Annotated in this window: 19 protein-coding genes; 12 read left to right on the plus strand and 7 right to left on the minus strand. The window is 63.1% G+C overall.

The features are described from left to right. Positions 1-57: 57 nt before the first annotated feature. Positions 58-909 carry a LysR substrate-binding domain-containing protein gene (locus HX792_RS22285; protein ID WP_371319378.1) on the minus strand — a complete coding sequence of 284 codons (852 nt, stop codon included), beginning with the start codon at positions 907-909 and terminating at the stop codon, positions 58-60. A gap of 243 nt (positions 910-1,152) precedes the next feature. Between HX792_RS22285 and HX792_RS22290 the strand changes: the two genes are divergently transcribed. The 10 genes from HX792_RS22290 to metC all read left to right on the plus strand — a co-directional run bounded on the left by HX792_RS22290 (position 1,153) and on the right by metC (position 11,702). After that, the gene (locus tag HX792_RS22290) at positions 1,153-1,974 is read left to right on the plus strand and encodes a transporter substrate-binding domain-containing protein (RefSeq protein WP_176998117.1); all 822 of its coding nucleotides are present in this window, start codon (positions 1,153-1,155) and stop codon (positions 1,972-1,974) included. A gap of 2 nt (positions 1,975-1,976) precedes the next feature. Continuing rightward, complete coding sequence (locus tag HX792_RS22295; RefSeq protein ID WP_176998118.1) at positions 1,977-2,783, plus strand: transporter substrate-binding domain-containing protein; 807 nt, start codon at positions 1,977-1,979, stop codon at positions 2,781-2,783. Further along, positions 2,776-4,197, plus strand: coding sequence for an FAD-binding oxidoreductase (locus tag HX792_RS22300; RefSeq protein ID WP_176998119.1), 1,422 nt, complete (start codon positions 2,776-2,778; stop codon positions 4,195-4,197). Before HX792_RS22295 ends, HX792_RS22300 begins: the two co-directional genes overlap by 8 nt. Next, positions 4,194-5,396 carry an aminotransferase class I/II-fold pyridoxal phosphate-dependent enzyme gene (locus tag HX792_RS22305; protein WP_176998120.1) on the plus strand — a complete coding sequence of 401 codons (1,203 nt, stop codon included), beginning with the start codon at positions 4,194-4,196 and terminating at the stop codon, positions 5,394-5,396. Before HX792_RS22300 ends, HX792_RS22305 begins: the two co-directional genes overlap by 4 nt. After that, positions 5,393-6,118 (plus strand): amino acid ABC transporter permease, encoded by a 726-nt coding sequence (locus HX792_RS22310; protein WP_176998121.1) that lies wholly within the window; start codon positions 5,393-5,395, stop codon positions 6,116-6,118. Before HX792_RS22305 ends, HX792_RS22310 begins: the two co-directional genes overlap by 4 nt. Further along, positions 6,108-6,791, plus strand: coding sequence for an amino acid ABC transporter permease (locus HX792_RS22315; protein ID WP_176998122.1), 684 nt, complete (start codon positions 6,108-6,110; stop codon positions 6,789-6,791). The genes HX792_RS22310 and HX792_RS22315 overlap by 11 nt, the downstream gene beginning before the upstream one ends. Then, positions 6,778-7,602 carry an amino acid ABC transporter ATP-binding protein gene (locus HX792_RS22320; RefSeq protein WP_176998123.1) on the plus strand — a complete coding sequence of 275 codons (825 nt, stop codon included), beginning with the start codon at positions 6,778-6,780 and terminating at the stop codon, positions 7,600-7,602. Before HX792_RS22315 ends, HX792_RS22320 begins: the two co-directional genes overlap by 14 nt. Positions 7,603-7,618: 16 nt before the next feature. Continuing rightward, the gene (locus tag HX792_RS22325; protein ID WP_176998124.1) at positions 7,619-8,215 is read left to right on the plus strand and encodes a cysteine dioxygenase; all 597 of its coding nucleotides are present in this window, start codon (positions 7,619-7,621) and stop codon (positions 8,213-8,215) included. Positions 8,216-8,333: 118 nt separating this feature from the next. Beyond that, entirely contained in the window at positions 8,334-8,981 is a 648-nt protein-coding gene (locus HX792_RS22330) for a glutathione S-transferase family protein (protein ID WP_176998125.1), read from the plus strand. Between the two features lie 27 nt (positions 8,982-9,008). Continuing rightward, positions 9,009-11,702 (plus strand): cystathionine beta-lyase, encoded by a 2,694-nt coding sequence (gene metC / locus HX792_RS22335; RefSeq protein WP_176998126.1) that lies wholly within the window; start codon positions 9,009-9,011, stop codon positions 11,700-11,702. Positions 11,703-11,743: 41 nt separating this feature from the next. Here metC and HX792_RS22340 read toward each other — a convergent pair whose 3' ends face one another. The 6 genes from HX792_RS22340 to HX792_RS22365 all read right to left on the minus strand — a co-directional run bounded on the left by HX792_RS22340 (position 11,744) and on the right by HX792_RS22365 (position 18,025). Next, a complete protein-coding gene (locus HX792_RS22340) occupies positions 11,744-12,820 on the minus strand; it encodes a nucleoside hydrolase (protein WP_176998127.1) in 1,077 nt (358 codons plus the stop codon). A 27-nt stretch (positions 12,821-12,847) separates the two neighbouring features. After that, a complete protein-coding gene (locus HX792_RS22345) occupies positions 12,848-14,158 on the minus strand; it encodes an MFS transporter (RefSeq protein WP_176998128.1) in 1,311 nt (436 codons plus the stop codon). Between the two features lie 321 nt (positions 14,159-14,479). Further along, positions 14,480-15,112, minus strand: coding sequence for an N-carbamoylsarcosine amidohydrolase (locus HX792_RS22350; RefSeq protein ID WP_176998129.1), 633 nt, complete (start codon positions 15,110-15,112; stop codon positions 14,480-14,482). Positions 15,113-15,327: 215 nt separating this feature from the next. Then, the gene (locus HX792_RS22355; protein ID WP_122307871.1) at positions 15,328-16,080 is read right to left on the minus strand and encodes an Asp/Glu racemase; all 753 of its coding nucleotides are present in this window, start codon (positions 16,078-16,080) and stop codon (positions 15,328-15,330) included. 11 nt (positions 16,081-16,091) lie between these two features. Continuing rightward, a complete protein-coding gene (locus tag HX792_RS22360; protein ID WP_176998130.1) occupies positions 16,092-16,895 on the minus strand; it encodes an alpha/beta fold hydrolase in 804 nt (267 codons plus the stop codon). Then, positions 16,892-18,025 (minus strand): FAD-dependent monooxygenase, encoded by a 1,134-nt coding sequence (locus HX792_RS22365; RefSeq protein WP_176998131.1) that lies wholly within the window; start codon positions 18,023-18,025, stop codon positions 16,892-16,894. Before HX792_RS22365 ends, HX792_RS22360 begins: the two co-directional genes overlap by 4 nt. Positions 18,026-18,332: 307 nt before the next feature. Between HX792_RS22365 and HX792_RS22370 the strand changes: the two genes are divergently transcribed. After that, a complete protein-coding gene (locus HX792_RS22370) occupies positions 18,333-19,385 on the plus strand; it encodes a 2,5-dihydroxypyridine 5,6-dioxygenase (RefSeq protein ID WP_176998132.1) in 1,053 nt (350 codons plus the stop codon). Between the two features lie 158 nt (positions 19,386-19,543). Further along, complete coding sequence (locus tag HX792_RS22375) at positions 19,544-19,978, plus strand: MarR family winged helix-turn-helix transcriptional regulator (RefSeq protein WP_176998133.1); 435 nt, start codon at positions 19,544-19,546, stop codon at positions 19,976-19,978. The last annotated feature ends 48 nt before the right edge of the window (positions 19,979-20,026 follow it).

The raw sequence follows: 20,026 nt of genomic DNA on the forward strand, positions 1-20,026 counted from the left end.
CCGCTGTAAGAGCGGAACCATAAGCGGCCGTTACCGAAGAAACGGATATACCCCCAATCACAACCCCTGACTCCCCCGAATCAAATCATAAGCCTTACGCGCAATCGGATTCGCCGTATTCGGCCGAATCCAAAGGTAATACGTGACCTCCGGCAACCGCGGCAACCCATCCGTCTCCCCCAGCACCCGCATATCCGGCCCCAGCATTTCCATACTCCGCGGCGTCACCCCCAACCCCGCCCGAGTCGCCGCTTTAATCCCAATCAAATTCGACGCCAGATACGCCTGGCGCCACGGGATATTCGCCCGCTCCAACGCCTCCAACGCATACCGCCGATAAATACTCGGCTCATCCACCAGAATCAGCGGCAACGGCTCACTCGGCTGGTGAATGTACTGCGCCGAACAAATCCACCACACCGGCGACGTCCTCAACGCAAACCCCTCAAGGTTCGGATCCGAGCGCGTGGAAATCACCATATCCACCTTGCCCCGGTGCAAGTCATCCATCAAAAACGGACTGCGCCCCACATCAATCTCCAGCCGCAAGCGCGGTGCCGAACGGGCGATATGGCTAAGAATCGGCGGCAAAATCGTGTCGGCAATGTCATGGGGCGAACCAATGCGCAACACCCCACTCAAGCTGCTCTCACGCAACGAATTCAACGCGTCGTCATTCAGCGACAGCATCTGCCGCGCATGCCGCAACAGCTGCAAACCCGGTTCGGTCAGCTGTTTCTGCCGGCCGCGCTTTTCAAACAGGCTCACGCCCACCTGCTGCTCCAGGCGCTGCATATGCTGGGTCACGGAGGACTGGGTGCGCGCCAGGTGCGTGCCGGCTCCGGCAAAGCTGTGGTGGTCGACCACGGCGATAAAGGTGCGCAGGAGTTCGAGATCGAGGGTCGACATGGCCATTTCCAGAGGCGTTTTTATATCAAGGGCGTGAAGTTAAACATTACAGATTTTAATGTGTTGTTGAAGCGGTTTTTTACAGCGTCCAATAAAACATGGGTTATGCCTTGATGCGAGGTTGCCCATACACGGCAAGTTATAACGATATGAGATATTTGCATTTCCGTTGCCCCCGCACTCTCCCTAGCATGCCCCTCCATCAGGTCGGGGTACGCCGATCATTAGCCAGGGGGAAATCCAATGATGTTCAAGAAATGGTTGCCGATGGTCCTGGGCACGGCAGTGGCCTTGGGGGCGAGTATGGCGGCGCAGGCCGATGCGACCCTGGACAAGATCGAGCAACGCCATGTGCTGGTGGTCGGCGTGCTGCTGTCCGGTGGCCCGTTCGGCAGCATCGACCCGAGTACCCAGCAACCCAAGGGCTTGAACGTCGACCTGGCCAACGAATTGGGGCGTCAGCTCAAGGCGCAGGTGCAACTGGTGCCGGTATTGCCGGCCAACCGCGTGCAGTTCCTGCAGCAGGGCAAGGTCGATCTGCTGATCGCCAACATGGAGTGGACTGCCGAGCGCGGTGAGATCCTTGGCTTTGTGCCCACGCCGTTCTACCGCATCGGGGGCACCGCTGCTGTGCTCAAGGACAGCAAGATCACCCGCTGGGAAGACCTCAAGGACCAGCCGGTGTGCACGTCCCAGGGTAGCAGCTACGTGAAACCGCTGACCGAATTCGGCGCCCAGATCAAAGCCTTCAAGAGTTCGTCCGAATCGCTGTTGGCCCTGCGTGGCAACAACTGCGTGGCCGCCGTGCATGACTCCACCCTGGTCAACCCGCTGATCAACGACAGCCCGGAATGGAAGGACTACCGCGCCATCAGCCCGGAGCTGAACCCGGCGCCGTCGGTGATCTGGACCCGTCGCGGCGAGAGCGACACCCAGGCCAGGCTCGACCCCATCGTCAAGGAGCTGCACCGCAGCGGCTGGCTGATCGACGCCCAGACCCGTAACCGCATCAGCCCCGCGTCGCCGGCGCTGGTGGAATTGCAAAAACAGTTCAAGGGCGCCTGAGCATGCACGTCAAAACCTTCGCCGCACTCGGCCTGGCCTTGTGCGCCGGCTTCGCCCACGCCGATGCCACCCTCGACAAGATCCAGCAGCGCCACGCCATCAGCGTGGGCGTGATCCTCAGCGGCCCGCCGTTCGGCACCATTGACCCCAAGACCGGCGAACACCTGGGCTACAACGTGGAGTTGGCCAAGGGCATCGGCCAGGCGCTGGGCGTCGAGACCAAGACCGTGTCCGTATTGGCGCCCAACCGCGTGCAGTTCCTGCAGCAGGGCAAGGTCGACATCTTGATCGCCAACATGCAGTTCACCGAAGAGCGCGCCGAGATCCTCGACTACGTGCCCACGCCCTATGAAGAAGTCGGCGGCGCGGCGTTGATCCGCAAAGGCGCCGGGATCACGCAGTGGGCCGACCTCAAGGACAAACCGGTGTGCGTGTCCCAGGGCAGCAACTTCATCAAACCGCTGCAGGAGACCTACGGCGCGCAGATCAAGGCGTTCCGCAGCCAGTCCGAATCGCTGCTGTCGTTGCGCGGCAACGGGTGCGTGGCGGCGGTGCACGTCAGCCCGACCATGCATGCGTTGCTCAGTGATGCCGAATGGTCCGGTTATGAGATCCCGCTGCCGGGCGACCTGATTCCGTCCAAATCGGTGATCTGGATTCGCAAGGGCGAACACGACACCCAGGCCAAGCTCGATGCCATCGTGCGTGACTGGCACAAGAGCGGTTACCTGATCGCCCTGGGCGAGCGTACCGGTATGGCACCGTCCCAGGCCCTGCGTGATTTGCACGAGCAGTACAGCCATGAGTGAAGCGTTGTTCGCCACCTTGCAACACCTGCTCGGCGCGGCCCATGTGCAAACCTCTGAAGATGCCGCGCATTACCTCACCGACAAGCAAGGCCGCTACACCGGCCAGGTGATCGCGGCGGTGCACCCGGCCAACACCGAAGAGGTCGCGGCGGTGGTGCGGGCCTGCGTGGCGTTGAAAGCGCCCATCGTGGTGCAGGGCGGCAATACCGGGCTGATGGCCGGCGCCACGCCGGATGCCAGCGGGCGTTCGGTCTTGCTGTTGCTCGACCGCATGAACCGCGTGCGCAACGTCGACACCGACAACGACACCCTCACCGTGGAGGCCGGCTGCATCTTGCAAAACGTCCAGCAGGTGGCCCGTGATGCCGGTCGCCTGTTCCCGCTGAGCCTGGGCGCCGAAGGCAGTTGCACCCTGGGCGGCAACCTTGGCACCAATGCCGGTGGCACCGGCGTGCTGCGCTATGGCAACACCCGCGAGCTGACCCTGGGCCTGGAAGTGGTGACCGCCGAAGGCGAGATCTGGCACGGCCTGCGCGGCTTGCGCAAGGACAATACCGGCTACGACCTGCGTGACCTGTACATCGGCAGCGAAGGCACCCTGGGCATTATCACGGCGGCCACCCTCAAGCTGTTCCCGCTGCCCAAGGCCCAGGCCACGGCCTTTCTGGCCTTTGATGAACTGGCCCAGGCCGTGGCGTTCCTGTCCCATGCCCGGGCAGGGTTCGGTGCGAGCCTCACGGCGTTCGAACTGCTTACGGCGGACTGCCTGGCGTTACTGCGCGAGCAGTTCCCCGACGGCCCTCAACCGTTCAAAAACGCCGGGCAACCCTGGTTCGCCTTGATCGAACTCTCGGACAACCACGGCGAAAGCCAGGCACGGGAAGCCTTCGAACGGGTGCTGGGCGATGCGTTCGAACACAACCTGCTGAGCGACGCACTGATCGCCGAAAGCCTCGCCCAGAGCGAAGCCCTGTGGCTGTTGCGCGAGAACATGAGCGAGGCGCAGAAGCGCGCCGGGCGCAATATGAAGCACGACATCTCGGTGCCGATTTCCCAGGTGGTGGCGTTCGTCGCGCATACCGACGCGTTGTTGCAGCAACACTTCCCCGGCGTGCGCCACTTCACCTTCGGCCATTTGGGCGACGGCAACCTGCACTACAACGTGGCCCATTCGCTGGATTCGACGGTGGAGGCGCACATGGCCCATTACGCCGAGCTGAGCGCCCTGGTGCACGACAGCGCCCATGCCCACGGCGGTTCGATCAGCGCGGAGCACGGCATCGGCCAGCGCAAGGTCGGCATGCTCAGCCGCTATAAAAGCCCGGTGGAGCTGGACCTGATGCGCCGCATCAAACAGGCCCTCGACCCGCACAACTTGCTCAACCCCGGCAAAGTCCTTGAGGTGCAGCCATGACCGTACGCCTGTCCCGGCGCGTGCAGCGGGTGTCGCTGTCGGCCAATGCTGCCGCCAAGTCCCGTGCCACCGAATTGCGTGAGGCCGGGCGCGACATCCTCGACCTCACCACTGGCGAGCCGGATTTCGATACGCCGCAGCACATCAAGCAGGCCGCCTATGCGGCCATCGCGGCGGGCGCGACCAAATACACGCCCACGCCGGGCGTCAAGGCATTGCGCCTGGCGGTGCAGCGCAAGCTGGCCGAGGAAAACCACCTGGACTATCCGTTGTCGTCCATCGTGATTGCCAACGGTGCCAAACAGATCATCTTCAATGCGTTTGCTGCCACCCTGGACGACGGCGATGAAGTGCTGGTCCCCACCCCGTACTGGCCGTCGTTCCCTGACAGCGTGCGCTTCAACGGCGGCGAGCCGGTGTTCATCGAATGCGGGCTGGAGCAGGGCTGCAAATTGCTGCCGACCCAGTTGGAACAGCACATCACCGGGCGCACGCGCTGGCTGATCCTCAACGGCCCGGGCAACCCCAGCGGCGCGGTGTACAGCGAACCCGAGTTGCGCGCGTTGGCGGATGTACTGCGTCGCCATCCCCAGGTGCTGGTGCTGCTGGATGAGCTGTACGAGCACATTCGCTTTGACGGGCATCCACCCCAAAGTCTGTTGAACGTGGCGCCGGACCTGCTGCCGCGCAGTTTGCTGGTGGGCGGTGTTTCCAAGACCTACGCTATGACCGGCTGGCGGATCGGCTACGGCGCCGGGCCCAAACACCTCACCGACGCGATGGCCGTGGTGCAATCCCAATCCACCTCCGGGGCGTCATCGGTGGGGCAGGCGGCGGCGTTGGCGGCCTACAACGGTGGGCTGGATTTTCTCGCGGAGCAGGTGGCGGCCTACCAGTTACGGCGGGACATTTTGGTCAAAACCCTGAAAACCGTCGAAGGTCTGGAAGTGCTCGAACCCCAGGGCGGCTTCTTTGTGTTTGTGCGCTGCGCCGGGCTGCTGGGGCGCCATCGTCCCGACGGCCTGCGCATAGACAACGATGAGGATGTCGTGGCCTGGCTGCTGGAAGAGGGCGTGGCCGGCGTGGCGGGCAGTGCCTACGGCCTGTCGCCGTGGTTTCGCCTGTCCATTGCCACCGCGACCGACAGCGTGACCGAAGCCGGGCGGCGCATCGCCGCTGCCTGCGAGAAATTGCAATGATGGAAGCGTTCGTCCACTGGGCTGCAAGCATTGGCCTGAACTACAACTTCCTGCTCGACGCCTACCAGCGCGGCACCCTGGTCCAGGGCGCGTGGACCACCGGCCTGCTCTGTGTGTTCACCATCATCGGCAGCCTGCTGGCGGGCACCGGCCTGGCAGCGATGCTGACCTCGGGCAACCCATGGCTGGCCAAGCCTGCGCGGGTGTTCATCGAGGTCACGCGCAACACGCCGACCCTGGTGCAGCTGTACTGCGCGTTCCTGGTGTTGAACATGCTGCTGACCCAGGCCGTCGGCGCAGCCAACCCGCTTACGCCGTTCGCCTGGGTGGTCGTCGTGATCTCGCTGCACAAAGGCGCGTTCCATGCCGAAGCCTTGCGCGCCGGCATTGAGGCGGTGCCCGCCGTGACCCTGGAAGCCGCCAGCTCCCTGGCCTTCAGCAACCGCCAGTTGTTGTGGAACGTGCAGTTGCCTCTGGCCCTGCGTTTTGCCTTGCCGTCGCTGATCAACAACCTGATCGACCTGGTGAAGATGACCGCTGTGGCCTCGGCGATTGCGGTGGGCGACATCACCTACGCGGCGATCATGATCTGGACCCAGAGTGACAACGTGTTGGAGCTGATGATCCTGATCCTGAGCTTTTTCGGCCTGCTGAGTTTTACCGTCAATTGTGTGGGGCGCTGGCTCGAAGCGCGCCTGAGGATGCCCGGCTATGGCCATTGATTCATTCCCGGTGCTGTCGGCGTTGCTGCAATGGTCGCCGGCGCTGGTGGCCGGTTTTGGCCAGAACATCTTGATCAGCGTGGTGGCGATCGGGCTGGGCTCGGTGCTCGGCCTGTTGATCGGCGCGTTGGCCTTGTCTCCGCTGGGCGGTGTTGCGCAGTTGTGGGTGCAAGTGTTTCGCAATGCGCCCTGGCTGGTGCTGATCTATTTCACCACTTACGTGTTCCCGTTCGAGATCCACATTGGCAGCAGCTACGTGTCGTTCCCCGATTGGGTCAAGGTCACCATCGGCCTGGCCTTGCCGGCGAGCGCCAACGTGGCGGAGATCTTTCGCGGTGCCATCGGCTCGATCCCCAGCACCCAGTGGGAGGCTGCGCGTTCGCTGGCGTTCACCCGGGGCCAGTTGTTCCGTTCGATCATCCTGCCGCAGTGCTTCAAGCGCATGCTGCCGCCGTGGATGAACCTGTATGCGGTGGTGACCATGGGCACTGCGCTGGCCTCGCTGGTGGGCGTGCATGACGTGATCGACACCGCGCAGATCGCCAGCAACACGGTGAACATGACCGGTTTCACCGTGGTGATCTACCTGAGCCTGCTGGTGCTGTTCTTTGCCTACTGCTACCCGATTTCCCGCCTGACCCAACACCTGGAGCGCCGTTATGCCTTCTATTGAACCCCTGGTGAGCCTGCGGGATGTACACCTGTCGTTCGGCGCCAACCCGGTGCTCAAGGGCATCGACCTGGACGTGCAGCGCGGCCAGGCGGTGTCGATCATCGGCCCGTCGGGCTCGGGCAAGTCCACCATCCTGCGTTGCATCACCGGGCTGTTGCAGCCCCAGCGCGGCAGCATTCGCGTGGGCCAGACCCAGGTCGACACCCTGGCCCAGGAAGCCCAGCGCATCGAGTTGCGCAAGCGCGTGGGCTTTGTGTTCCAGCAGTACAACCTGTTCCCGCACCTGTCGGTGCTGGAAAACCTCGTGATCGCCCCGCGCAAGGTGCTGGGGCGCAGCCGTGCCGATGCCGAGAAAGACGCACGGGCGTTGCTCGCCAAAGTGCGCATGGAACACAAGGCCGACGCCTACCCGGGCCAGCTCTCCGGCGGTCAGCAACAGCGCGTGGCGATTGCCCGTGCCCTGGCGATGCGCCCGGAGCTGATCCTGTTCGACGAAGTGACCTCGGCCCTGGACCCGGAAACCGTCGGCGAAGTGCTGACCGTCATCCGCGAGCTGACCGAAGAGGGCATGACGTGCGTGCTGGTCACCCATGAAATGCGCTTCGCCGAAGAGATCAGCGACGTGGTGTATTTCACCGAAAACGGCGTGATCGTCGAGCATGGCAGCGCGCAGCAGATTTTCCAGCACCCGGCCAGCGAGCGCACCCAGACGTTCCTGCGCCATGCCCTGGGCGATTCGGGGCGCCGTGGCCCCATCGCCCACGACCCGTACCTGTTGACCAATTTGAGCCGATACAGCCTGTCTGTCTGATAAGAGGAAATGCGTGATGAGTACCGAAAACCGTGCCGACGTGATCGAAGCGTTCTTGCAGCAGATCCGCGTCATTAATCAGCGCGGCGTAGACCGTGCGGCCCTGGTGGAAATCGTCAGTCTGCTGGAAGCCCTGGCCGAACGTCGTGACCTGTTCAACTTCGACGCATTCCCCGCGCCGGTGCCGGGGCAGGGCAGCACCGCCTTTCGCTATCGCCTGAATGACGACGGCGACACCCCGACGCTGTACCTCAATTCGTTGCTGCCGGGCAAAAGCACGATCCCGCACAACCACGAGACCTGGGCAATCATCAGCGCCATCGAAGGCCAGGAGATCAACTACGTCTACGCCCGCAGCGACGAAGGCCGCGAGCCTGGGTTCACCACCCTGAGCCTGGAGAAGGAAGTGATCGTGCAGCCTGGTACGTCGATCTCGTTCCTCGGTGAAGACCTGCACGGCATCAAGGTGGACGGTGAGCAGGCCACCCTGCATTTCCACTTGTACGGCTTGCCGCTGGAATCGCTCAACGGCCGTTATGGCGTGGAAGCGGACGGTCGCATCCTCAATTACAACGCCTCGCAGATGGCGCCTTCTATCAAAGCATACGCCTGACACAACACCGTCCAATGTGGGAGCTGGCTTGCCTGCGATAGCGGTGTGTCAGTCACCACCGCCATCGCAGGCAAGCCAGCTCCCACAGGTTTAGCCGTGTTCGTCCAGAGGGGTTTTTATGATTGATCTGTATTACTGGCCCACGGGCAACGGCTTGAAAGTCGGCATCCTGTTGGAAGAGCTGGGTATCGAATACCGACTGGTGCCGGTGAACATCCGCGAAGGCCAGCAGAAGCACGCGGACTTCCAGCGCATCAGCGCCAACGGGCGCATCCCGGCGATTGTCGACCATCGCCCCGAGGTGCCGCTGAGCCTCTTCGAATCCGGCGCGATCCTCAATTACCTGGCTGACAGCGCCGGGCAGTTCCTGCCGCCAGCGGGCACTGCCGAGCGGCAAAAGGTGCAGGAATGGCTGTTCTGGCAGGTGGGGCACATCACCCCGTACCTGAGCCAGTTGCAGCTGTTCAAGGAGAAGGCGCCGGAACCTATCCCGTTTGCCCTCGACCTGCTCAATGCCGAAGCCACGCGCTTGTACCGCGTGCTGGAGCAGCGCCTGGGCGAAGTGCCCTACGTGGCGGGCGAGTATTCGGTGGCCGACATGGCGATCTTCCCGTGGATCCAGCCGTTGCGCCAAGGCCAGGACCTGGCGAGCTACCCGCACATCCAGGCCTGGCGTGAGCGCATCAAGGCGCGGCCCGCAGTGCAGCGTGCCTACGCCAAGGGCCGCGACGTAGCGGCGGGCGAGCGTTCGTTGGCGTTGCAGTAACTCATTTCTTACTTTGTTGGGACTTCCATGAGCCAGACCATCACCCCAAGTCAACTGCAGCAATGGCTGTTCGACGGGCAGGAAATCGCCGTATTTGACGTGCGCGAACACGGGCAGTACGGCGAAGCCCATCTGTTCCACGGGGTGAACCTGCCCTATAGCCGCCTGGAGCTGGAAGTGCGCCGTTTGGCGCCGAACCCCCAGGTGCGCCTGGTGATTTACGATCAGGACGAGGGCGAAGTGGCCACGCGTACCGCACAGCGCCTGCACGCCTTGGGCTACAGCCGGGTGCATGTACTGGCGGGTGGCGCAGACGGTTGGCAGGCGGCGGGTTTGCAGCTGTTTGCGGGCGTGCATGTGCCGTCCAAGGCGTTTGGCGAGTTGGTGGAAGAGGCCAGCCACACGCCCCACGTCACCGCGCGGCAACTGGCCGAGTGGCAGGCCCGTGGCGAGCCGTTGGTGGTGCTGGACGGGCGGCCGTTCGATGAATACCGCAAGATGACCATCCCGGGCTCCATCTGCTGCCCGAACGGTGAGCTGGGCTACCGCGTGCATGACCTGGTGCCGGATGACAGCACGCCGATCGTGGTCAACTGTGCCGGGCGTACGCGCAGCATCATTGGCGCACAGACGTTGATCAACCTGGGCGTGAAGAACCCGATTTACGCCCTGGAAAACGGCACCCAGGGCTGGTACCTGGAAGACTTCCAGCTGGAGCACGGCAGCACCCGACGCTATGCCGATGCGGTCAGCGGCGATCTGGATGCACAGCGCCACGCCGCGCAGCAGTTGGCGCAACGGGCAGGGGTGGTGAGTGTGTCGACGCAGCAGGTGCGGCAATGGGCCGAGGACACCGGGCGCAGCCTGTTTTTGTGTGATGTACGCACCGCCGAGGAGTTTGCCGCAGGCACCTTGCCCGGCGCGCAACACACGCCGGGCGGGCAGTTGATCCAGTCCACCGACCTGTACATCGGCGTGCGCCAGGCCCGGGTGGTGCTGGTGGACAGCGATGGTATCCGTGCGCCAATCGTGGCCAGTTGGCTGCGTCAGTTGGGGCATGAGGCCTACGTGTTGAGCGGTGGGGTCGACAGTGGCCTGGCATTGCCTGTGCAGGCGCCGGTGGCTTATGAGCCTTTGCCGCTGATCAGCCCCCAAGGCTTTGAGTTGAGTGAAGTCAACTTGATCGACCTGCGCCCGAGCATGGTGTACCGCAAGGGGCATATTCCGGGTTCGCGCTGGTCGATCCGCTCGCTGTTGAAGACTGACCATCGCCCGCTGGTATTGGTGGCGGATGATCCGGCGCTGGCGGCGTTTGCAGCCCTTGGCTTGGAAGCAAAACTGCTCGACGGTGGTTTTGCCGCCTGGGCTGCCGCCGGCCTGCCAGTGAGTGAAGACCCGCAGAACCCGCCGGACGCGCAGTGCATCGACTTCCTGTTTTTCACCCACGACCGCCACAGCGGCAACAAGGACGCCGCGCGCCAGTACCTGGCCTGGGAAATCGGCTTGCTGGCGCAGATGAGTCCGGCAGAAATCGCCAGCCTCAAGCCGCTGGTGCCGACGTCGCGTGTGCGTACCCGGTTGATCCACGCCGCCCGCACGGAAAAAGGCCAGGGTGGACGTGCGGTCAACGTGCCGGTCACGCGTATCAGCACGGTGCTGTTCGACAACCTCGCCCAGATGCGTGACGCCCGCGCCCGCCGCGACAGCGAGCGTGTGCTGACTTACGGCGCTCGGGGCAACCCCACCTCCCATGCGCTGGAAGATTTGGTGACCGAGTTGGAGGGCGGCTATCGCACGCGCCTCTATGGCACCGGTCTGGCGGCGGCCGCCCAGGTATTCCTGGCGTATCTGCGCCCGGGCGATCACGTGTTGATCACCGACGCGGTGTACTCCCCGGTGCGCAAACTGGCCCGGGAGTTCCTGCAGCCGTTTGGCATTGAAGTCAGTTACTTTGCGCCGGACGGCAAGGGGCTCGAAGCGCAACTGCAAGCCAACACCCGGTTGGTCTACGCCGAAGTGCCCGGCTCGTTGTTGTATGAATTGTGCGACTTGCCGGCGATTGCGGCCTTGTGCAAACCGCGCAATATCCTGCTGGCTGTCGACAACACCTGGGGTTCGGGCTACCTGTATCGCCCGCTGGCGCTGGGGGCGGACATCTCGATCATGGCCCTCACCAAATACCTCGGCGGCCACAGCGACGTGATGATGGGCAGCGTGTGCACCAGCGCAGCAGCCTGGCCGGCGTTGGGCCGCATGAGTGACACCTTTGGCAACGCGGTGAGTGCCGACGATGCTTACCTGGTGCTGCGGGGCGCGCGCACCCTGGCGTCACGCCTGGACGTGCATGAGCGCGGCGCGGTGGAGATCGCCCAGTGGTTGCAGGCGCAACCGCAGGTCAAGCGGGTGTTCCATCCGGCGTTGCCGGAGCATCCGGGGCATGCGCTGTGGCGACGGGATTTCACCGGCAGCAATGGGTTGTTGTCGTTTGAGCTGGTCAATGCGGACGCGGCGTACGTCGAGCGCTTGATCGACGGTTTGCAGCTGTTCGGGCTAGGCGCATCGTGGGGCGGCTATGAAAGCCTGGTCACCGTGGCCGATACCAAGGACCGCGAGAATGCAGCAGATCGCGGGCTGAACCCGGTGGTGCGCCTGCACATCGGCCTGGAGGACGTGGCGGCGTTGATCGAGGATTTGCAGCGCGGGTTTGCGGCGGCTGGCTGAAAAAAGATCGCTCCCACGCCCGGTGGGAGCGATCACGCCGGTCAGTGTTTGACCGGTGTTGGCAGCGTCACGAGGTTGACGTAGCCATCCCAGAATTGCTTCTGGTCCACGCCGAACACCACTTTGGCTTTTTGCGTGCCCACCGGCGCGCCTTTCTTGTAGCCCAGTGCGCGGCCGTAGTCGGCGCCGAAGGTCGCGTCTACGTCCACCCACAAATCGCGGGATTCGGTGACAATTTCCGGGCTGACCAGGAACAACGCGGGCAAGCTGTCCCACGTGAAGCTGTGGTAGCCCGGGTCTTTGTCGAACAGTGGCCCGAACTCATGCTTGTACAGGTCGGCAATCGCGCCTTTCTCGGCAATCACGCGCTGGTACACCGCTTTGTCGAAGGTGACTTTCTCGCACACGTCGTTCGGGAAAATCACGTGTTCGATCGGCGAGCGCAATACGATCTTCGCGGCCTCCGGGTCGAACCACCAGTTGAACTCCGCCGCTGGCGTGGTGTTGCCCGGGATCTCCAGGGCGCCACCCATGTACACGATGCGCTTGATCAGCGGCACGATGTCTGGCGCCGAGCGAATGGCCAGGGCGATGTTGGTCAGCGGGCCGACCGCGAGGATCGTCACCTGGTGCGGGTTCGCCCGCACGCTCTGCACGATGAACTGCGCGGCGGTTTCACTGCGCAGCTTCGTGTGGGTGGCCAGGCCATCCGGTGGCGCGATCAGCTGTGACGGTGAGGTCGGGCGGGGATTCTTGAACGCCCCCGGCCAGCCCGCGCCGAACAGGGTTTTTTCTGCGTCGTAGGTGGCGTAGTCATGCAGCAGCGGGTAGGCGGCGCCGGAATAGACACCCACCTCTTTTTCCACGCCCATGCGTTCCACGGCCTTGAGGGCGTCGACCTGTTCCTGGTCGACCCAGGCGTTGCCGCTGACCAGCGTCATGCCCAACAACTCGATGCGTTTTTGCGCATGCAGCTGGGCGAGCATGATGAAGGCCTGGCCGTCATCGTTGAGCACGTTGAAGTCGGTGTCGAAGATGACTTTTTCAGCGGCTTGCGCGGTACCGGCACATAAACCGACCGCAACGAGCAGCGCACAGCTTTTCAGGAAGCCTTGCATGGTGATTCATCCGAAAAATTATTGTTGTCAACGGTTCACCAGTTTCGCCGGCAAGGCGATGACCAGGAAGCTGCTGAGGATCAGGCAGCCCGCGAAAAACCACAAGGCACCGGCGCTGCTGCCTGTGACGTCCATCGCAACGCCCATCAACGAGTTGCTCACCAAGCCGGCAATGTTCGCCACCGAACAGGCTAGGGCAAAGCCCGTGGCAGCGGCGGTGCCTTTGAGGAAGGTGGCCGGCAGGCTGAAAAACACCGGCACCGCGCCGATGATCGCGGCCGAGGCGATGGCGAACAGCGCAACCGTGGCCGCCACGTTATGGGTAAAGAAGGTGCTGGTGGCCATGGCTGCCGCGCCGATGAAGAACGGCACGATGATGTGCCAGCGGCGTTCGCGGTGTTTGTCCGAGCTGGCGCCGATCAGCAGCATGCCCAGCAAGGCCGCGATGCTCGGCAGCGCGGTGAGCACGCCGATATGGAAGGTGTCGGTCACCCCGGCGTTGCGGATAAAGGTCGGCATCCAGAAACCCATGGCGTAGGCGCTGAGCAGGATCGAGAAGTCGATACCGCCGAGCATCCACACCTTGAGGTTGAAGAAGCCGTCGCGAAAGCTGTGTTTGCTGCCGGTGGCGTCGGCCTCGTCCTTGCGCAGTTCGCTTTCCAGCAGGGCTTTTTCTTCATCCGACAGCCATTTGGCCTGCTGATAGGTGTTGGGCAGGGCCCAGAAGGTCAGCACGCCGAGCAACACGCTGGGTACGGCCTCGATCAGGAACAACCACTGCCAGCCGCGCAGGCCGCCCATCTGGTCGAAGTGGCCCATGATCCAGCCGGACAGCGGGCCGCCGATCACGCTGGACAGCGGCAGGCCGATCATGAACAGCGCGATGATGCGCCCGCGTCGGTGGGTGGGGAACCAGGTGGTCAGGTAATACAGCACGCCCGGCAGGAAGCCCGCTTCGGCGGCGCCAAGCAAAAAGCGCAGGATGTAGAACTGGGTGGTGGAGGTGACCAGCATGGTGCAGGCCGACAGCAGGCCCCAGGTGATCATGATGCGCGCGATCCAGATCTTCGCGCCGACCCGCTCAAGCACCAGGTTGCTCGGCACTTCAAAGATGATGTAGCCCACGAAGAACAGCCCGGCGCCAAGGCCGAACGCGGTTTCACTGAAGTGCAGTTGGTCGAGCATCTGCAACTTGGCGAAGCCGATGTTGATGCGGTCCAGGTAGGCCGCGAGGTAACAGAAACACAGGAACGGAATCAGCTTCCAGGTGATCTTGTGGTAGAGCGTGGTGACGGGATCAGCGACGGTGGTCGCGGGCGCTGCATTCGCAATGGGCATTGGGGTGTCTCCTGGCGGTGACTTATGGTTTTTATACGGCCGCTTTGTTCCAGCACTTCGGAGTGCTGTAGAAGCGACTTCCAAAGGCAGTGTCAGAAGACTGAGGGGGGGGGCCTGGCAACGCTCTCGTGTGGCGCCCGACTTATGTGGGAGCTGGCTTGCCTGCGATAGCATCGATGCGGTGTAGCAGTTACACCGCAGCGTCTGCATCGCGGGCAAGCCCGGCTCCCACAGGGATCGGTTCCCACATTCGGACGTGTTCCAGGCCGGCCCTCAGTTTTTTTCAGGACCACGCTCTATGGCGCAGTTCCCAATAACGTTTTATTGCTCCCTGAACTGATTCATCGCCTCCTGCTTGCTCACCACGTCGCCATACTTGCTGTCGATATCGAACAGGTTGGCTTCATGGGGAGCCGGGTGTCGATCGCCAACGCATTCACGCACGACGATGGTGCGAAACCCGTGTTGCACCGCATCCACCGCCGTGGCGCGGATGCAGCCACTGGTGGAACAGCCGGCCAGCACCACGGTGTCGATGCCCTGGGCGTGCAGCATCGGGGCCAGGCTGCTGCCAAAAAACGCGCTGGCATACTGCTTGGTGATCACCACTTCGTCGGCCTGGGGCAACACCTCGCTGCAAAACGCGGCGAGCGGGTTGCCTTCGACCATGTCTTTCATGACTGGGGCCTTCTTGACCCAGATCCCGCCATCGACGAAATGGCCGGGATGGTAGCGGATATTGGTGTGCACCACCGCAATCCCATGCCTGCGGGCGACGGCCAGCAGCTCGACGCTTTCGGCCACGGCACTGACCACGCCCGGCGCAAACAGCGGCGCGCCTTCGGTGGTGTAGCCCTGCATGAAGTCGATCATCAGCAGCGCGGCTTTCTTGCCGAAGCCGATGCGATTGCCCCATACGCCCTGGTAGTTGGCGTCGGCGGATTGTTCACTCATCTCTCAACCCCTCAATTCTGAAAACTGCACTTACCCTGTGGCGAGCGGGCTTACTGTGGCGAGCGGGCTTGCCCCGCGTTGGGTGGCGAAGCCGCCCCAATAAGATCGATGCGGTCTACCAGACGAAGCGCATTGCCTGGTTTGGGGCTGCTTCGCAGCCCAACGCGGGGCAAGCCCGCTCGCCACAACAAACGCGCTCGCCACAAAGTGTGGCGTCAGTAAGCGCCGGAGAGCAGGGCGCCGGCACCGGGCACGATGGGCTCCAGGTCCAGGGCCTTGAGCATGGCGTAGGTGGTGGCGATAGCGGCGGTGAGCACCGGTTTGCCGGTTTGTGCCTCGACCTTGGCCACCACCGGCAGCGACTGCATTTGCACGCAGGCCGACAGCACGATCACGTCCACGCCTTCCAGGTTCATGCCGGCGACGATGGCCGGCAGGTTGGCCGGGTCGTGGCGGGCCACTTCGAGGTTGTCGGGGATCTCCAGCGCGCGCCAGTCCACCACCTCAAAGCCTTCTTCGCGGATGTAGTTCACCACCAGTTCGGTGAGCGGCTTCATGTACGGCGCGACGATGGCGATGCGCTTGGCGCCCATCACCTTTAGGCCTTCAATCAAGGCACCGGCACTGGTGATCACCGGGGCGTTGGCGTCGTTGTCGGCGGTGGCTTTGCGCAAGCGTTGCTCGGAGTTGCGGTGATAACCCAGCCCCATGGCCATGATCGCCACCAGGCAGGCGTAGCCCAGCACGTCGACCTTGGCGTCGGACAGCTCGACCGCGCAGCGGTCGGACTCGCCGTCCATCGCCGCCAGTTCTTCCTTGCGCACTTGCTTCATGCGCATGCGGCTGGAGTGAAAGGTAAAACGCTCCGGGCGGATGGCCTGGCGTGCGGTGAGCATCGCCGGGATCTCGGTTTCCATGGTGGTGTTGGAACTCGGCACGATCTGGCCGATGCGGTAAGGCTTGAGCATGGTGGTCTCCCTTATTGTTCGGTGGGCAGGAAGTCGCCCAGGGCGTCGAAGAAGCCCTGGAGGTCGTCCCACGGAATCATGTGCCCGGCGTTGGCCACGCGAACCACGTGGATCGCCGGTTGCAGGTCTTGGATCTCGGCGACGTCCTCGTCGAGAATCACGCCGCCACGCCCGGCCACCATCAACAGGGCAGGGGCCTTGAGGTGGGGCAGGTCTTGATGGAAGTCGACGTCGTGAAAATCATTGAAGGCGCGCACGATGGCCGGCTCGAAGCAGGTGTGCAGCCATTCGGCGCGCAGTTGCAGTTGTTCTTCGGTCCAGGTGGCGCAGAAGGCGCGCATGGCCTCGGCGTCCATGCCGACCAGCGACTGGCGGATGGAGTCGACGTACCACGGCAGTTTGCTCGGGTATTCACGGCGGCCCGGGCCGGACACGGGCGGGTCGATCAGCACCACGCGGTTTACGCCTTGGGGATGTTTGACGGCACTGCGCGCGGCAAAACGCGCGCCCATCGAGTGGCCCATCAGGTGGTAGCTGTCGAGGTTGAGCGCGTCGGCAAAGGCGCCAATGTCATCCGCGCAGGTGTCGGCGCTGTAATCCAGCTCCGGCCCGGTGGACGACAAGCCGCGTCCGCGCACATCGAGCACGTAGGTGTCGTAGTGCGCACCGAGGCGTTCGGCCACAAAGCCCCACGTGATCGCCGGGCTGGTGATGCCCGGGATCAGGATCAACGACGGGCCTTTACCGCCGTAACGCAGGTAGTGCTGGCGGATGCCATTGGCCTGGACGTTGCCGCCGTAGAGGAAGGTGCTCACGCGGCCACCCCCGATTTCAGCTCCTGGGCATACAGGTCATAACCGTAGACCCAGGCCGGGTCTTCTTGCGTGCGCAGCCAGGTGTTGGCGTTGGATACGGCCTGCACGCGGGATGCACGTTCCTTGCGGTTGGCTTCGTAGAGTTGGAACGCGGTGCGGTAGTCGCTGATGCCGGTTTCCTGCAGGCAGCGAGTGAGCATGGCGGCGTCTTCGATGGCCATGCCGGCGCCCTGGGCCATGTGCGGCTTCATCGGGTGGCAGGCGTCGCCCAGCAGCACCAGGCGACCACGGCTCCACAGCGGCAATGGGTTGCGGTTGCGCAGCGGCCATTTGGTCACGCTTTCGGTGGATTCGATCAGCGCCTGTACGGTGGGGTGGTAGCCCTTGAAGGCGTCGAACATCTCTTCGCGGCTGCTGTCGACGAAGGCGCCCTGGAAGTCCCATTCCGCATGGGGCACGCCGGTCACGTAGTAGTACTCGTCGCGCTTGCCGGTGGTGTAGTAGACCATCATGTGGCGGTCTTCGGTCCACCACTTGATGCAGTCTTCGAACTTGAGGTCGTACTTGGCCAACTGGTCGCCACGGATCAGCGCACGGTGCGCGACCCAGCCGCTGTACAGCGGTTTTTCCACGCCCAGCAGTTCTTCGCGGATCTTGGAGTTGATGCCGTCGGCGCCGATCACGATGTCGGCGTAGGTCACCTCGCCATCGGCGAAGGTCAGGCGCACTTGGGTGTCGGTTTCTTCGAGGGTTTCCAGGCGCTTGTTGAAGTGCAGGGTGCCCGGCTTGAGGGTGGACATCTGCAGTGCATGCAGGTCACCGCGGTGCACGGTGATGTAGGACGCGCCGTAGCCGGTGAGGGGGATACGCGACAGGTAGTCGCCGCTTTCGCCGCAACGGCTGAACCAGTGCTCGGGGTGCGAGCCCATCAGGTCCAGCTGCTTTTCGATGCCCATGCGGCGGAAGATTTTCATGATGTTGGGGCCCATGTGGATCCCCGCACCCAGCCGGGAGAATTCTGGCGCCTGCTCGTAGATGTCCACATCGAAGCCGGCTTGCTGCAACAGGGTGGCGGCTGCGGCACCGCCAAGGCCGGCGCCGACGATGGCGATTTTCTGTGTGCTTCCCATGGGGCGTGATCCTCTCTCTTTTTGATTTTTGGCGGCGTCTGTCCGCAAGGTTTTTAAAGTGTATACGCTCATTTTTTGAAATGGGAAGCCCGCGTCTGAAAATTTATTTTTTGGCCATATTTATCCTGTGTAACGGGTTGTAGCCATTAAATAGTGGGTTTGTGTGGATTGGTAACGTTTTGGTGCGGTGCTTGCAGTCCGCCTGCAATTCAGGTCTTATCGTTAGTAATTGGCGTATACGCTATAAAAGTGCACTAGAGTGAAGCGCAGTGCTTGAACTTGGTGCAGCCCCACAGGAGACAGGAAAATGCCGGTAAGCGATTGCGAACTGACCCAGATGTTCGAGCATGTGTTGAAGCTGTCGAAGGTCGACCCGACCCAGAGCGTCGCCGTGCTCAAGAGCCATTACTCCGACCCGCGCACCGTGCGTGCCGCCATGGACGCCGCCCAGCGCCTGGGGGCCAAGGTGTATGCGGTGGAGCTGCCGTCGTTCAATCATCCCAAGGCGATGGGCAATGACATGACCGCCTACTGCGGCGACACCGCGCTCACCGGCAACCTCGCCGCCCAGCGTGCCCTGGAGGCGGCGGACCTGATCGTCGACACCATGATGTTGCTGCACTCGCCGGAGCAGGAGCAGATCCTCAAGACCGGCACGCGCATCCTGCTGGCGGTGGAGCCCCCGGAAGTGCTGGCGCGCATGCTGCCCACCGAGGAAGACAAGGTGCGTGTACTGGCGGCGGAGCAGTTGCTGAAAAAGGCCCGTTCGATTCACGTCAAATCCCGCGCCGGCAGTGATTTCCGCGCCGCCCTGGGGCAATACCCGTCGGTGACTGAATACGGCTTTGCCGATGAACCGGGGCGCTGGGATCACTGGCCCAGCGGCTTCCTGTTCTCGTGGCCCAACGAGGAAACCGCCGAGGGCGTGCTGGTGCTGGATATCGGCGACATCCTGCTGCCGTTCAAGACCTACACCCGCGAGAAGATCACCCTGGAGATCGAGAAGGGCTTTATCACTAAAATTCACGGCGGCTTCGAGGCCGAGTACCTGCGCGACTACATGAAGTACTTCAACGACCCCGAGGTGTACGGCATCTCCCATATCGGCTGGGGCCTGCAGCCACGGGCGCAGTGGACGGCCATGGGCCTGCACGACAAGAACGACGGCATGTGCATGGACGCGCGGGCATTCTATGGCAACTTCCTGTTCTCCACCGGGCCGAACACCGAAGTCGGCGGCACGCGCAAGACGCCGTGCCATATGGACATTCCGCTGCGCCATTGCGATGTGTACCTGGATGACGAGGCCGTCGTCATCGCCGGTGACGTCGTCGCCCCCGCAGCCTCCCTGGCTCGCTAAACATCCCTGTAGGAGCCGGCTTGCCGGCGATGAGGCTCTCGAATTCTGCGCACATCTTGAGGCCACCATCGCCGGCAAGCCGGCTCCTACATGGGTAGGTGTTTACGGCACATCCCGCTATCATGGCTCCCCATTGTTCATCATCCCCCGAGCCTGCCGTGCCTGATTCCTACGTCTTTTCCGAGCAAGTTGGCCACCTGCTGCGCAAGGCCTACCAGCGCCACCTGGCGATTTTCCAGCAGAATGTCGGTGACTCCCAGCTCACCGCCGTGCAGTTCGTCACCCTGTGTGCCCTGCGCGATCACGGTGCAAGTTCGCTGACCGAACTGGTCAAGGCCACCGCCGTCGACCAGGCGACCATTCGCGGCATCGTCGAGCGGCTCAAGGCCAAGGAACTGATCACCCTGGAGCCCGACCCACAGGACAAGCGCAAAGTGGTGGTGGACTTGTCGGCGTCTGGCGCCGAGCTGGTGGGCCAGACCGCGCCGCGTGCCGCGCAGATCAGCGAACTGACCCTGAGCAACCTCAACCCCGCCGAACGCGTGGCGATGTTGTTCCTGCTGCGCAAGATGATCGACGACCCGCAGGAATAATCCGGTACTGGCACCGTTTTTGCTCTGAGTTGATGTAGTAGCCACTTC

This window comes from Pseudomonas sp. B6002, from assembly GCF_013385985.1.
Classification (GTDB): Bacteria; Pseudomonadota; Gammaproteobacteria; order Pseudomonadales; family Pseudomonadaceae; genus Aquipseudomonas.

Excerpts from the sequence above, each read along its gene's own strand:
- HX792_RS22355 (WP_122307871.1), bottom strand. The coding sequence starts at position 16,080 with ATGCTCAAGCCTTACCGCATCGGCCAGATCGTGCCGAGTTCCAACACC.
- HX792_RS22325 (WP_176998124.1), top strand. The coding sequence starts at position 7,619 with ATGAGTACCGAAAACCGTGCCGACGTGATCGAAGCGTTCTTGCAGCAG.
- HX792_RS22320 (WP_176998123.1), top strand. The coding sequence starts at position 6,778 with ATGCCTTCTATTGAACCCCTGGTGAGCCTGCGGGATGTACACCTGTCG.
- HX792_RS22295 (WP_176998118.1), top strand. The coding sequence starts at position 1,977 with ATGCACGTCAAAACCTTCGCCGCACTCGGCCTGGCCTTGTGCGCCGGC.
- HX792_RS22345 (WP_176998128.1), bottom strand. The coding sequence starts at position 14,158 with ATGCCCATTGCGAATGCAGCGCCCGCGACCACCGTCGCTGATCCCGTC.
- HX792_RS22285 (WP_371319378.1), bottom strand. The coding sequence starts at position 909 with ATGTCGACCCTCGATCTCGAACTCCTGCGCACCTTTATCGCCGTGGTC.
- HX792_RS22365 (WP_176998131.1), bottom strand. The coding sequence starts at position 18,025 with ATGGGAAGCACACAGAAAATCGCCATCGTCGGCGCCGGCCTTGGCGGT.
- HX792_RS22315 (WP_176998122.1), top strand. The coding sequence starts at position 6,108 with ATGGCCATTGATTCATTCCCGGTGCTGTCGGCGTTGCTGCAATGGTCG.
- metC (WP_176998126.1), top strand. The coding sequence starts at position 9,009 with ATGAGCCAGACCATCACCCCAAGTCAACTGCAGCAATGGCTGTTCGAC.
- HX792_RS22340 (WP_176998127.1), bottom strand. The coding sequence starts at position 12,820 with ATGCAAGGCTTCCTGAAAAGCTGTGCGCTGCTCGTTGCGGTCGGTTTA.
- HX792_RS22310 (WP_176998121.1), top strand. The coding sequence starts at position 5,393 with ATGATGGAAGCGTTCGTCCACTGGGCTGCAAGCATTGGCCTGAACTAC.
- HX792_RS22305 (WP_176998120.1), top strand. The coding sequence starts at position 4,194 with ATGACCGTACGCCTGTCCCGGCGCGTGCAGCGGGTGTCGCTGTCGGCC.
- HX792_RS22370 (WP_176998132.1), top strand. The coding sequence starts at position 18,333 with ATGCCGGTAAGCGATTGCGAACTGACCCAGATGTTCGAGCATGTGTTG.
- HX792_RS22350 (WP_176998129.1), bottom strand. The coding sequence starts at position 15,112 with ATGAGTGAACAATCCGCCGACGCCAACTACCAGGGCGTATGGGGCAAT.
- HX792_RS22290 (WP_176998117.1), top strand. The coding sequence starts at position 1,153 with ATGATGTTCAAGAAATGGTTGCCGATGGTCCTGGGCACGGCAGTGGCC.
- HX792_RS22300 (WP_176998119.1), top strand. The coding sequence starts at position 2,776 with ATGAGTGAAGCGTTGTTCGCCACCTTGCAACACCTGCTCGGCGCGGCC.
- HX792_RS22330 (WP_176998125.1), top strand. The coding sequence starts at position 8,334 with ATGATTGATCTGTATTACTGGCCCACGGGCAACGGCTTGAAAGTCGGC.